The following is a 12,212-nucleotide window of genomic DNA, read 5'->3' on the forward strand; positions in this document are numbered from 1 at the left end:
AAAGTCAATGATTTGCGCAACAGGGGCGCAACACCCAGAGTACGCACCGAGTTAAAAAAACCTGAACGACTACGCGATTGCCAGCCCACCAGACCGCTGTTTAAGGTGCGGGAAACCATCAGGAGCGCGACCAAATGAAACGCATCTATGACTTCAGCCGCAACCCGGCCAAACGCAATTATACCGTTGCGGATTTGAAGGCGCTCAAGGGCTCGGGCCGTACCCTGTCCATGGCAAACCCCGCCAATAACGACGAGCTTCGGGCCTGTGTTGATGCCGGTATCGACCTTCTTGTTGTGGGGGCCGATCAGATGGAGGATGTCCGCCGCATTGCACCCACCCATTTTACCGGAGCAGGTTCGACCTGGGCGCAATTCGGGTCCGATGACGAAATCGTGGCGCATGCATATGAGACAATGCGGAATGGGGCAGACATGTACTACACGCTGCGTTCCTTGGATGTGATGGAGCGGATGGCAAAGGACGGCATTCCGGTTCAAAGCCATATCGGCCTAATCCCCACCTTCAGCCACCATTGCGGCGGGCTTCGCGCATGGGGACGGACCGCCGATGAGGCGATGAAAGTTTATGAAACCCTCAAGCGGATGGAGGACGTCGGTGTCTTCGCGGTCGAGGTCGAATGCCTTGCGGAAGAAGTGCTTGCGGCGGTGAATACTAAGACCACGGTGGTCACGTTCTCACTGGGCTCCGGCAAAGCCGGGGACGCGATCTTCTCCTTCGTTGCAGACATTTGCGGCGAGGCCAGCGAAGAAGATAAACCACCGAAACACGCCTATGCCTTTGGTAATGTCGGCAGGCTGCATAAGCAGATTCACGACGAACGGGTCGACGCGCTGTCGCAGTTCCATACTGAGGTCACCGCGCGAAACTTTCCTTATTCCGAAACCAATATTGGGATGCGCGAGGGCGAACATAACAAGTTCCTCGAAGCGCTCGACAAGTGGACCCCGACTCATCAGTGACCAACATCAAAGCTTGACAAACCCGCGCGCAGACCGCATGTGCCGCAGATCAAGCGCTGACGCGTGAGCATCTGGCCGTAACGGCCCCCACAGCGCAATACACATCTCCTAGTTCCCCTTCACGCAGGGTTCTTGATGCGACGGCCGGATGTACAGGACTCGCCTGTATGCCCCGAGGCTTCGCAGAAACCCTGCCGGTCGCGCTGTTGGCGTGACCTTATGCTCTTGTCCGGTGCGGAAAGCCGTCCCGGATCAAAAAGGAATGATACTTGTTCGACTTCGACATGCTGGGCCTTGCCCCGGCCCTGAATGACGCGTTGCAACGCGCAAACTTTACCCAACCCACGCCGATCCAGAACCAGGCGATCCCGCTGGCCCTGCAGGGGCACGACATCCTTGGGCTGGCCCAGACCGGCACCGGCAAAACGCTGGCCTTTGGCCTGCCCCTGATCGATCACCTGCTGGCGCAACCCGGTAAACCGGCCCCCAAAACGGTCAAGGCCCTGATCCTTGCGCCGACCCGCGAATTGGTGAACCAGATCGCTGAGAGCCTGCGCAACCTGACCCAAAAAACGAAACTGCGTGTTGCCACCGTGGTCGGCGGGCAATCCATTGGCAAGCAAATCTCGTTCCTGTCGCGCGGTACCGACATTCTGGTCGCCACGCCGGGCCGCCTGATCGACCTGATGGAGCGTGGCGCTGTTGACCTCAGCACAGTCCGCCATCTGGTGCTAGATGAGGCCGACCAGATGCTGGACATGGGCTTTATCCACGCCTTGCGCAAAATCGAACCCGCTTTGGGCACGCCGCGCCAGACCATGCTGTTTTCGGCGACGATGCCGAAACTGATGGAGGAACTCAGCCAGTCCTATCTGACCAACCCCCAGCGGGTGCAGGTCTCGCCCCCGGGCAAGGCTGCAGACAAGATCACACAGTCGGTTCATTTCCTCGACAGGGCTGAAAAACCGCGGAAGCTACGCGAGGTTCTTTCAGCGGATATGGACGCCCTGACGCTGGTCTTTGCCCGCACCAAGCACGGGGCAGAGAAACTGATGAAAGGTCTGGTGGCGGACGGATTCAACGCCGCCTCAATCCACGGGAACAAAAGCCAAGGGCAGCGCGACCGCGCGATCAAAGCGTTCCGCGCCGGAGAGGTCAACGTCCTGGTCGCTACCGATGTCGCCGCGCGGGGGATTGATATTCCCGGCGTTGCTTACGTGATCAACTATGACCTGCCCGAGGTGCCCGACAACTATGTTCACCGCATCGGCCGCACCGCCCGTGCCGGGCGCGAGGGCGAAGGTATCGCTTTCTGCGCACCGGATGAACTGGATCAGCTGCGCCAGATTCAAAAGCTGATGAAGATCGAAATCCCGGTCGCCAGCGGCACCATGCCCGAATTCGCCGAGCCCAAGAAACCGCGCAAACGTGGTGGGTTCCGGGGTCGCAGACCACACGGGGCAAATGAAGCGTCGAAACCCGCGCCGTCCAAACGTCGCCGTCCGCGCCGACGCCCCGCCGCATAAAAGAGAAAGGGCCGCGTTTCACGACGCGGCCCTTTTCTTAGTTGCTCGAGCTGTTTCTCTCAGCTTCGATCTCTCGCCATTTGGCAACGTTGCGGTTGTGCTCGTCCAGAGTTTCCGCAAAGGCGTGACCGCCTGTTCCATCCGCTACAAAGAAGACATAATCGGTGTCTTCCGGTGCCACAGCGGCCTCAAGGCTTGCAAGCCCCGGATTGGCAATCGGTGTCGGCGGCAGGCCGTCGATTACGTAAGTGTTCCATGGCGTTGCCCGGCGAAGCTCACTTCGGCGCAGACCACGACCCAACACGCCTTGGCCCTTGGTGACGCCGTAAATGACGGTCGGGTCCGTCTGCAGCTTCATGCCCTTTTCAAGCCGGTTTACGAATACGCTGGCGACTTGCCCGCGCTCGTGCGGAACACCGGTTTCTTTCTCGATGATCGAGGCCAGGATCAGCATCTCTTCGGGGCTGCTGATCGGCAAGTCATCCTGCCGGTTTTCCCAGACCGCGTTGATCCGCAACTGTTGCTTTTCCTGCATGTCTTGCAGCACGGCGGCCCGATCATCGCCCGGGGCCAGCTCATAGCTGTCGGGGGCCAGCATACCCTCGGCCGGAACCTCGGACACCTCACCGGTCAGCGCGTCAATGCCCTTCAGCGCCTCAACCACCTGCCACGAGGTCACGCCCTCGGCAACCGAGACGCGATAGCGCGTGTCGGAGTCCTGACGCTTTTCAGCGTATTCAGCCGGGGCTTCTTCTTCGCCGGCCACGAAACTTGCGATCTCGACAAAGTCCAGCGTGGCCGGGTCCAGTTCGCGTACGCGGGTCTGAACGCGTGTCACGCCGATGCGATACTCAATCTCGGACCCACAAGTGCTGGCGCCGCTGCTGGTGATCTCGTCGATGATCTGCTCCATCGACGCGCCTTCACGGACCAGAAAGCTGCCCGCTTTCAGTTGCTGGGCCTTGTCGGTGTAATCCGCCCCCATCCGGAAGATCATGGCGCTGCTGATGGCGCCCTCATCTTCAAGCTGCTGGCTGACGCGGGTCATGTTCGATCCGCTTTTGACCTGCAGACACATGGCAGTTTGCAGCGGGCCCTCGGCCTTGTATTGCGACTGTCCCCAAAGGATCAGACCGCCGATCAGGAACAGGCTGACCACTAGGATGGTCAGCGCATTCGATGCCAAAGCCCGCCACATTTAGCTGACCTTTCCGAAGATCACGCTCGCGTTGGTGCCGCCGAACCCGAATGAGTTCGAAAGGGCCACATTGATCTCACGCTCGCGTTTGGCGTTGGGTGCCAGATCAATCGGGGTTTCAACCGCCGGGTTGTCCAGATTGATCGTCGGCGGTGCAACCTGATCGCGGATCGCAAGGATCGAGAAGATCGCCTCGATCGCGCCAGCAGCGCCCAGAAGGTGTCCTGTGGCTGATTTGGTCGAGGTCATGGTCGCGTTTGCTGCGTGGTCGCCCAGCAGGCGTTCCACCGCGCCCAGCTCAATCGTATCCGCCATGGTCGAAGTGCCGTGCGCGTTGATATAGTCCAGATCCTTCGGTTCCAGCCCGGCGCTGCGCAGCGCGGCTTTCATCGAACGTTCGGCGCCATCACCATCCTCAGACGGCGCGGTGATATGATACGCGTCGCCGGACATGCCATAGCCCAGAACTTCGGCGTAAATCTTCGCGCCACGCGCCTTGGCGTGTTCGTATTCTTCCAGAACAACAATGCCCGCGCCTTCGCCCATGACAAAGCCGTCACGGTCGACGTCATAGGGGCGGCTCGCCTTCTTAGGGTCATCGGCATATTTGGTCGAAAGCGCCTTACAGGCGTTAAAGCCCGCGATGCCAATCTCGCAGATGCAGCCTTCACCGCCACCTGCAACCATGACGTCCGCATCGCCCGCGCGGATAATACGGCTGGCGTCACCAATTGCGTGCGCGCCGGTCGAACAGGCCGTTACAACCGAGTGGTTTGGACCTTTGAAACCGTGACGGATCGAGACCTGCCCAGAGGCCAGGTTGATCAGCGCACCGGGGATAAAGAAGGGCGACACGCGACGCGGCCCCTTGTCACGGATCAGGTTAGCCGTATCCGCGATGGACCCAAGGCCACCGATGCCAGAACCGATCAGAACGCCGGTGCGCAGGCGCGCGTCTTCGTCCTCGGGCGTCCAGCCCGCATCCGCACAAGCCATGTCGGCCGCCGCAATGGAATACAGGATAAAGTCTTCGATCTTGCGCTGCTCTTTCGGCGGCATCCAATCGTCGGGGTTGAACGTCCCGTTCGTGCCGTCTCCGCGCGGCACTTCGCAGGCATAGGTCGTGGTGACCCCGCTTGCCTCAGCGTCGAACTGAGTGATCGGGCCCGCACCGGATTCTCCGTCCAGCAGCCGCGACCAGGTTTCCTCGACCCCGCTGGCCAACGGAGTGACCAATCCCAGACCGGTTACAACGACTCTGCGCATGAAATGCCTCTTGCCTGCTTCCTGTTTGAGAACCGCTCATACCCCGGCCCGGGGGCCGGGGGCAAGAGCAACGGCATATTCCCTTCCGGCAGCATCCTGCCAAAACCGAAAGAAATTCAGCTCATCACCTCGCGAACGGTTCAGAATTAAAAAAACCGCCCGCTGCCCGAAGGGCAACAGGCGGTTTCGAATTGTCCGTCAGTTATTGGAACTGTGCGATCGGTTCATGCGCCGTTTTGGCCACTTCCAGCGCATCGGCCAGATCAAGAGACTTGCGGAACAGCGCCCGTCCGACAATCGCGCCCGAAATATTCGAGATATAAGCCAAGCGCGAGATATCGTCCGCCGTGCGCACAACTCCGCTGGCGATGATCGGCGTGCGGGACTTTTCAGCAAGGCCGGAAATCAGACCCAGCTGCGCCTCGACGTCCTCCATATCGCTGTCGATATCCGTCACCAGAATGGCCGCAAACGGGGTGTCGGCAAAAGCTTCGATAAAGGCTTCGGGCGTGAAGGCACTTTGGCTGCGCCAGCCTTCCGTCATGACCAGCCCCTGCCAAACATCCACAGCCAGAACGATCTGGTCCGGATAAAGCTTGGCAAGTTCCTTAACCAAGATCGGGTCACGTGCAGCAAGCGTGCCAACGACGACCCGGCCTGCCCCCTTGTCGATCCAGTGCTCGATCTGCTCACGGCTGCGCATACCGCCAGCCAGCTGCACCGGCATCTCGGCCGAGCGGATGATCTCTTCAACCAGTTCGGCGTTGGTGTCCCGCCCTTCGATCGCGTCGAAGTCCGTCAGCTGCATCCATTCCGCGCCTGCGGCCGACCAGCTACGCGCCGTTTCGACAGGGTCCACGTGCCAGATCATGGCTTCGTCCAGACGGCCCTTTTCCAGTGTCACACACCGGCCGTTCTGCAGTTCCATCGTGGGGTAAATCCTCATGAGCCAGCTCCTCCGCTCAATCGCATTGAAATTCACCGTACCATACGCGCACTGACAATCTCGAATTTCACCAGTTTCGGCAAACTGAGGTCATTTTGCGGCATCACAGCCAATTTGAGACTACATGCGAGCAGGCGGTCCGTTCCGGCGCAGCAACACGACGGGAGTACCATTGTAATCGCATTCCCGCATTTCGGTATAGCCCAGCTTTTGAGCCAACTTCTGCGAGGCAGAATTCGCCGAATTTACCATTGCCACCAACGGCCCAGGCATGATGCGATCGAACCAATCATGGGCGGCCTGAGCGGCCTCGAAACCCAACCCCTGGCCCTGCGCCTCGGGCACCAGAATCCATCCGGCTTCGGGGAAACTGTCGAAATCCTCGCCAAGCGCACGGTTACCATAGAAAAATCCGGCCTGACCGATCATCAGCCGATTCGATTGCTGCAACACAGCCCATTGTCCGAACCCCGCCATCTGCCAATGTCCCGCGTTGCGCAGAAACGAATCCCACGCCTCACCGCGCGAGCGGGGCTTGCCGCCAATATGGCGCACAATGCAGGGGTTACGCCAAATCTCGGCGAACCGGTTGAAATCTTCGGGCCGCATGCCGCAAAGCATCAGGCGCGATGTGTTTATCGTCGGGGTGGATCGTATCATGCCCTGCCCGCTCAGAATTGTTATGCCTCTGGGGAATGGTTGCGAACGAAACCTTCACCTGACAAGCCTGAATTCCAAACAGACAAAAAAAACGGCGCCTCCGTTGCCCGGAAGCGCCGTTTTTAAGCGGTTTCGAAGCGATTAGGACGCTTCAGAGATGAATTTGACGGCGTCGCCAAAGGTCTGGATGGTTTCGGCTGCGTCATCCGGGATTTCGATGCCGAACTCTTCTTCGAAGGCCATGACCAGCTCAACGGTGTCCAGGCTGTCTGCGCCCAGATCGTCGATGAACGAAGCATTTTCAGCCACTTTGTCTTCTTCAACACCCAGGTGCTCAACAACGATCTTTTTAACGCGATCTGCGACGTCGCTCATGTCTATTCCTCATTCCATTTCAGGGCGTAATGCCCGGTTCAGCCCTTGCCCGCTCAGGCTGGCTTTGATTTGCCCGGTCCGGGCGGTTGGGTCCCCGAATTACCGGGAAAGTAGAAGGCCGACCGTTTGGCCGACCCCTGCATACATGTGCCGCCTATAGCACAGACAACGCCCGAGGCAAACGCTTTCGCGCCCGCCTCAGCGTGCGATCACAACATGGCCATGCCGCCATTCACATGCAAGGTCGCTCCTGTAACATAACCTGCTTCAGGGCTGGCAAGGTACAGAACTGCCGCAGCAATTTCCGATGGCTCACCCATCCGACCGGCCGGAACCTGAGTCAGCAGACCGGATTTCTGATCGTCGGTCAGCTTGTCGGTCATCGCCGTCGTGATGAAGCCAGGAGCCACCGCGTTGGCCGTGATTCCGCGGCTTGCGACCTCACAGGCCAGCGACTTGGTCATGCCGACCATGCCCGCCTTGGACGCGGAATAGTTGACCTGACCCGGGTTCCCGGTTGCACCTACAATGGACGAGATATTGATGATCCGACCCCAGCGCGCCTTCATCATGCCGCGCAACACGCCTTTGCACAGCTTGGCGGTGGCGGTCAGGTTGACGTCAATCACACTCTGCCATTCTTCGTCCGACATGCGCATGAACAGGTTGTCCCGCGTGATGCCCGCATTGTTGACCAGAATATCGACCGACCCCATCGCATCCGCCGCCTGCTTCGGCAGCGAGGCAACGGCTTCCGGATCGCTCAGGTTGCAGGGCAGGACATGGGCACGTTCACCCAGCTCATCCGCCAATGCCTGCAGAGGCTCGACCCGTGTACCAGACAGCCCGACAGTGGCCCCCGCGCCATGCAGAGCACGTGCGATATCGCCCCCGATACCGCCCGAAGCGCCTGTGATCAGCGCGTTCTTACCTGTCAAATCAAACATTCGGTTTCCCTTTTGGTGCGTCCCGGCGGGACGTTTTCAACTTACGATTCGGCCTCAGTGACCTTGTGCACATCTTCCGGTGTGCCAACGGCTTTGCCCGCGATGTCGCGATTGATCTTGCGGATCATGCCCGACAGAGCCTTGCCTGCGCCGATCTCCCATGTCTCGGTCACACCCTGCGCGGCCATGTACTGCACGCTTTCGCGCCAACGGACCGAACCGGTGACCTGTTCGACCAGCAACTGACGGATCAGGTCTGGGTCGGTGACCGCTTCAGCGCGTACATTCGCAACCAACGGCACAGCAGGAGCCTTGATTTCTACGGCAGCCAGAGCCTCTGCCATTACATCTGCAGCAGGTTGCATCAACGCACAGTGAAATGGAGCACTTACAGGCAGCATAACCGCCCGTTTAGCGCCTTTTTCCTTGGCGATCTCTGCCGCGCGTTCCACGGCAGCCTTCGCACCCGACACCACAACCTGCGTCGGGTCGTTGTCGTTCGCGGCCTGACAAACCTCACCCTGTGCGGCCTCTTCGGCAACGGCGCGGACTGCGTCCAGGTCCAGCCCAAGAATGGCGGCCATCGCGCCCTCGCCGACCGGCACGGCGCTTTGCATTGCCTGACCGCGGGTGCGCAGCAGACGGGCGGTGTCGGCAACCGACAACGCACCGGCAGCGGCCAAAGCCGAGTATTCGCCCAGCGAGTGACCGGCGACAAAGGCCGCATCGGTGACCGAAACGCCCTCGGCCTCCAGCGCGCGCATCGCGGCGATCGAGGTGGCCATCAAGGCGGGCTGTGCGTTCTGCGTCAACGTCAGGTCTGCGATGTCACCTTCCCAGATCAGGCTGCTCAGCTTTTCACCCAGCGCCTCGTCGACCTCGTCGAACACAGCCTGAGCAGCCGGATAAGCCTCGGCCAGAGCCTTGCCCATCCCGATGGTTTGGGCGCCCTGCCCCGGAAAAACGAATGCGCGTGTCATTGCGACCTCTTGGATGACGTTAGGTTGCCGGGGGGTGTAAACCGAGTGCGGACGCGGCACAAGCATTGCCTGACGTCTGCACTGTGGCACCGTTGATGTGCACTGTACGCTATTGAGTCCTGATCCCATGTCCTTAGTTTGAGCGCAGTCACCTCACCTCGGAGCAACAGATGCCCTCGACCAATACCTTTTCCAGCTATGGCAGCGTGACCAAGACGTTTCACTGGCTGACCGCCTTGCTGATCTTGACGGCGCTGCCGCTGGGATGGATCGCCAATGATCTGGCCCACGCGATCTATGACACCTCGATCCCCACCACCGAAGACGATATCGCCCGGGCGACCCGCCTGTTCTCGGTACACAAGACCGTGGGTGTCACTGTTTTCTTTGTCGCCCTTGCCCGCATCCTTTGGGCTTTGACGCAAACCAAACCGGGGCTACTGAACGCCGAGAACAAGCCCGAAGCGTTCGCCGCCGAAACCGTTCACTGGATGCTTTATGCCTCGCTGGTGCTGGTGCCGCTGACCGGCTGGCTGCACCATGCCGCATCCGAAGGGTTCGCACCGATCCTGTGGCCCTTTGGGCAAAACCTGCCCTTCGTGCCCAAGTCGACCTTTGTTTCCGAGGTGACATCCGGCCTGCACTGGCTTTTCATCTGGGTTCTGGCCGGGTCTCTGGTCCTGCACATTGTCGGGGCCCTCAAACACCACGTGGTCGACAGAGACAGCACCTTGCGCCGCATGTTGCCCGGCCAATCGGATGCGCCCCAGCCACCTGCGCAGCATCATTCGATGATCCCGGCTGCCGCGGCGCTGGCTGTCTGGGTGGCGGTTTTGATCGGTGGCTGGTCCATCGGTATCTTCTCTGACCACTCTGCTGCGACGACCGACACCGCCGAACTGACCGAGGTGCAATCGGACTGGCAGGTACAGGACGGTGACCTGTCCATCACCATCACCCAATTGGGTAGCCCGGTGACCGGCCGTTTCGCCGAGTGGACAGCCGCAATCGCCTTTGAAGATCCGGCAGAACCGGGCCTGGCTGGATCAGTAGACGTGACGATTGCAATCACATCGCTAAGTCTTGGCACAGTTACGGATCAGGCCATGGCCGCCGATTTCTTTGACAGCGCCAAGTTTCCGAAAGCCCAATTCAAAGCCGACATCTACAAGACGGACACCGGGTACGAGGCGCGCGGTCCCGTGACCATCCGCGACAAATCGGTAGACGTCGTGCTGCCGTTCACCCTCGATCTGCAGGAAAACACCGCAACGATGGCCGGAGAACTTCAGCTGAACCGTCTGGACTTCGACGTTGGCACCTCACAACCGACCGAAGAGTCACTGGGCTTTGGAGTCGTGGTCTCGGTCAACCTGACCGCTGAACGAGAAACTTGAAAAAAACCGCCGGGGCAACACCCCGGCGGTTTCGTTTCAGAGGAAGAAACTGCCTTATTCGGCCTTCTGTGCCTCGATCGAAATCCGAACTTCGACTTCGTCGCTTACAAACGGTGCAAACTGGCCCAGTTCAAAGTCGCTGCGAACCAAAGTGGTGGTCGCATCAAAACCTGCCCAGGGCTTGTTCGCCATCGGGTGATCAGCAACCTGATTAAGCTTGGCGTCCAGAACAACCGACTTGGTCACGCCGTTCATGGTCAGATCGCCAGTGATGTTGGCAGTACCCTCGCCGGTGACCTCGATACCAGTCGAGGTAAAGGTGATCATGTCACCTTCGGCCACACCGAAGAAATCCTCGGTCATGAAGTGATCTTCGCGCGGCTTCCAGCCGGTGAACATCTCGACCACAGGCATCGAAACGGAAACGCTGGATGCTGCCGGATCTTCCTGATCGAACATGATCTCGCCCTCAAAGCCCGAGAACATGCCGGTAGTGGTCGAAAAGCCCAGGTGGTTGTAGGTGAAGACAACCTGGCTGTGGCTAGGGTCCAGAGTGTATTTCTCGGCGCTTGCGAACGCCGAGGTCGCCGAAACGGCCAGTGCAGCAGCAAGAAGGGTGGATTTCATGACAATCTCCGCAATTTTGTGGATGCAATCCTGTTGGGTTGCTCGATAACGAAAATGTGCTGCCCTTGGGCAGCACACAAGTATCATTATCTCACATTTTCTGTTCTTTGATGAACAGAATAAATCTTAGGCGAAGATTGTTACACTTCCACTCAGTTGTCCCTTAAGCGCCCGGCTGACATCCGCCGACTGCAACGGCAGCTTCATCAGCAGGCTGCCATCGACGTCGAACAGCTCAACCTGTTCGTCGGCAAAGCGCGCACCACCCAGCGTGTCATAGCTGCGGCGCAGAACGGTTTGCGGCCGGCCGTTTTCGTTCTTTTGCAGAACCCGAACCTCGCGGCGGATCGGGTCGAAATAGGCGTCGGGGCGGGCATCGAGTATCTGGATCGTCAGCAGGCTGACTCCGACCAGCAGGAACATCAGCGATGCAGCCAGTTTGATCGGCCAAACCTCGGTCGCCATGACCGATCCGTCCATAAGCCACATGGAAAACGCCATAACGATCAGAAGCGCACCAACAACTCGCGCCAAAACCATGCGCACCTTCCAGTTCGGCGCGAAAGCGATCAGCACAGGTACAGATTTTTCGTAGTTCGCTGAATTTGCGGACTCATCGAATGTGTTGGTATTCATCGCACTCATATCTCTCACCCTGTTTTCAGGTTGCCGTCCTGGGTCCGGTTTCCCCGGATGTTTCCCGGTATGAAAAACAACTTTGAGCCGAAAAACGTCAGGAATTGGGCGGCCCAATGTTAATTGAATGTTAATAGCGCGACTTCACCGAGGCATCGCACCGGGTCTTGCCCCTCACGCTGGAACGTGTATATGGGGCCATCCTTCGCAAATCACATGAATCGCGCAGCCTCTCGTGGCAGGGTCGCGAAGGACGAAATGGCCCCGCCTATGAAATGCGCCTTGATAGAAACAGGAGTGCACATGCCACTGTATGAGCATGTAATGATCGCGCGTCAGGACCTGTCCAACGCGCAGGCAGAAAGCCTCGTCGAACATTTCGGCACCGTACTGGCTGACAACGGCGGCAACGTCGTCGAAAGCGAGTACTGGGGCGTCAAGACGATGGCCTACAAGATCAACAAAAACCGCAAAGGCCACTATGCCTTCCTGAAGACCGACGCCCCCGCCGGCGCCGTTCAGGAAATGGAGCGCCTGATGCGCCTGCACGAAGACGTCATGCGCGTTCTGACCATCAAGGTCGACGAGCATGCCGAGGGCCCCTCGGTCCAGATGCAGAAGCGCGATGAGCGCGAAGGCCGCCGCGAGCGCCGCTGATCTAAGCCTGACGA

At 59.3% G+C, this 12,212-nt stretch carries 13 protein-coding genes; 4 read left to right on the forward strand and 9 right to left on the reverse strand.

Annotated features, from left to right (window positions below):
- The first annotated feature begins 134 nt into the window (after positions 1–134).
- On the forward strand, positions 135–983 hold the full coding sequence (locus tag GOX63_RS04480) for a 3-methyl-2-oxobutanoate hydroxymethyltransferase (protein ID WP_170325283.1): 849 nt from the start codon (positions 135–137) through the stop codon (positions 981–983).
- A gap of 269 nt (positions 984–1,252) precedes the next feature.
- The gene (locus tag GOX63_RS04485; protein ID WP_170325284.1) at positions 1,253–2,509 is read left to right on the forward strand and encodes a DEAD/DEAH box helicase; all 1,257 of its coding nucleotides are present in this window, start codon (positions 1,253–1,255) and stop codon (positions 2,507–2,509) included.
- A 37-nt stretch (positions 2,510–2,546) separates the two neighbouring features.
- On the opposite strand, the gene mltG is transcribed toward GOX63_RS04485, so the two are convergent.
- The 7 genes from mltG to fabD form a co-directional block, all read right to left on the reverse strand.
- Entirely contained in the window at positions 2,547–3,707 is a 1,161-nt protein-coding gene (gene mltG, locus GOX63_RS04490; protein WP_170325285.1) for an endolytic transglycosylase MltG, read from the reverse strand.
- On the reverse strand, positions 3,708–4,973 hold the full coding sequence (gene fabF, locus GOX63_RS04495) for a beta-ketoacyl-ACP synthase II (RefSeq protein ID WP_170325286.1): 1,266 nt from the start codon (positions 4,971–4,973) through the stop codon (positions 3,708–3,710). It abuts the gene before it with no gap.
- Positions 4,974–5,175: 202 nt separating this feature from the next.
- On the reverse strand, positions 5,176–5,919 hold the full coding sequence (locus tag GOX63_RS04500) for a HisA/HisF-related TIM barrel protein (RefSeq protein ID WP_170325287.1): 744 nt from the start codon (positions 5,917–5,919) through the stop codon (positions 5,176–5,178).
- Between the two features lie 120 nt (positions 5,920–6,039).
- Positions 6,040–6,579: a GNAT family N-acetyltransferase gene (locus tag GOX63_RS04505; RefSeq protein WP_170325288.1), complete on the reverse strand. Its 540-nt coding sequence runs from the start codon at positions 6,577–6,579 to the stop codon at positions 6,040–6,042.
- Between the two features lie 141 nt (positions 6,580–6,720).
- Positions 6,721–6,954 (reverse strand): acyl carrier protein, encoded by a 234-nt coding sequence (locus GOX63_RS04510; RefSeq protein WP_008756330.1) that lies wholly within the window; start codon positions 6,952–6,954, stop codon positions 6,721–6,723.
- Positions 6,955–7,163: 209 nt separating this feature from the next.
- A complete protein-coding gene (gene fabG, locus GOX63_RS04515; protein WP_170325289.1) occupies positions 7,164–7,901 on the reverse strand; it encodes a 3-oxoacyl-[acyl-carrier-protein] reductase in 738 nt (245 codons plus the stop codon).
- Positions 7,902–7,942: 41 nt separating this feature from the next.
- Positions 7,943–8,881: an ACP S-malonyltransferase gene (gene fabD, locus GOX63_RS04520; RefSeq protein ID WP_170325290.1), complete on the reverse strand. Its 939-nt coding sequence runs from the start codon at positions 8,879–8,881 to the stop codon at positions 7,943–7,945.
- Between the two features lie 170 nt (positions 8,882–9,051).
- On the opposite strand from fabD, the gene GOX63_RS04525 reads away from it, so the two are divergent.
- Positions 9,052–10,278 (forward strand): cytochrome b/b6 domain-containing protein, encoded by a 1,227-nt coding sequence (locus GOX63_RS04525; RefSeq protein ID WP_170544882.1) that lies wholly within the window; start codon positions 9,052–9,054, stop codon positions 10,276–10,278.
- A 54-nt stretch (positions 10,279–10,332) separates the two neighbouring features.
- Here GOX63_RS04525 and GOX63_RS04530 read toward each other — a convergent pair whose 3' ends face one another.
- Positions 10,333–10,905 carry a YceI family protein gene (locus GOX63_RS04530; protein WP_170325292.1) on the reverse strand — a complete coding sequence of 191 codons (573 nt, stop codon included), beginning with the start codon at positions 10,903–10,905 and terminating at the stop codon, positions 10,333–10,335.
- A 126-nt stretch (positions 10,906–11,031) separates the two neighbouring features.
- Positions 11,032–11,550 (reverse strand): hypothetical protein, encoded by a 519-nt coding sequence (locus tag GOX63_RS04535; RefSeq protein ID WP_170325293.1) that lies wholly within the window; start codon positions 11,548–11,550, stop codon positions 11,032–11,034.
- 294 nt (positions 11,551–11,844) lie between these two features.
- On the opposite strand from GOX63_RS04535, the gene rpsF reads away from it, so the two are divergent.
- A complete protein-coding gene (gene rpsF / locus GOX63_RS04540) occupies positions 11,845–12,198 on the forward strand; it encodes a 30S ribosomal protein S6 (protein ID WP_170325294.1) in 354 nt (117 codons plus the stop codon).
- Positions 12,199–12,212: the final 14 nt, after the last annotated feature.

Source organism: Ruegeria arenilitoris, assembly GCF_013031355.1.
Classification (GTDB): domain Bacteria; phylum Pseudomonadota; class Alphaproteobacteria; order Rhodobacterales; family Rhodobacteraceae; genus Ruegeria; species Ruegeria arenilitoris_C.

What these genes read in the sequence shown, in the direction of transcription:
- fabG (WP_170325289.1), bottom strand. Translation starts at nt 7,901, where the DNA reads ATGTTTGATTTGACAGGTAAGAACGCGCTGATCACAGGCGCTTCGGGC.
- GOX63_RS04530 (WP_170325292.1), bottom strand. Translation starts at nt 10,905, where the DNA reads ATGAAATCCACCCTTCTTGCTGCTGCACTGGCCGTTTCGGCGACCTCG.
- rpsF (WP_170325294.1), top strand. Translation starts at nt 11,845, where the DNA reads ATGCCACTGTATGAGCATGTAATGATCGCGCGTCAGGACCTGTCCAAC.
- GOX63_RS04500 (WP_170325287.1), bottom strand. Translation starts at nt 5,919, where the DNA reads ATGAGGATTTACCCCACGATGGAACTGCAGAACGGCCGGTGTGTGACA.
- fabF (WP_170325286.1), bottom strand. Translation starts at nt 4,973, where the DNA reads ATGCGCAGAGTCGTTGTAACCGGTCTGGGATTGGTCACTCCGTTGGCC.
- mltG (WP_170325285.1), bottom strand. Translation starts at nt 3,707, where the DNA reads ATGTGGCGGGCTTTGGCATCGAATGCGCTGACCATCCTAGTGGTCAGC.
- GOX63_RS04505 (WP_170325288.1), bottom strand. Translation starts at nt 6,579, where the DNA reads ATGATACGATCCACCCCGACGATAAACACATCGCGCCTGATGCTTTGC.
- GOX63_RS04480 (WP_170325283.1), top strand. Translation starts at nt 135, where the DNA reads ATGAAACGCATCTATGACTTCAGCCGCAACCCGGCCAAACGCAATTAT.
- GOX63_RS04535 (WP_170325293.1), bottom strand. Translation starts at nt 11,550, where the DNA reads ATGAGTGCGATGAATACCAACACATTCGATGAGTCCGCAAATTCAGCG.
- fabD (WP_170325290.1), bottom strand. Translation starts at nt 8,881, where the DNA reads ATGACACGCGCATTCGTTTTTCCGGGGCAGGGCGCCCAAACCATCGGG.
- GOX63_RS04525 (WP_170544882.1), top strand. Translation starts at nt 9,052, where the DNA reads ATGCCCTCGACCAATACCTTTTCCAGCTATGGCAGCGTGACCAAGACG.
- GOX63_RS04510 (WP_008756330.1), bottom strand. Translation starts at nt 6,954, where the DNA reads ATGAGCGACGTCGCAGATCGCGTTAAAAAGATCGTTGTTGAGCACCTG.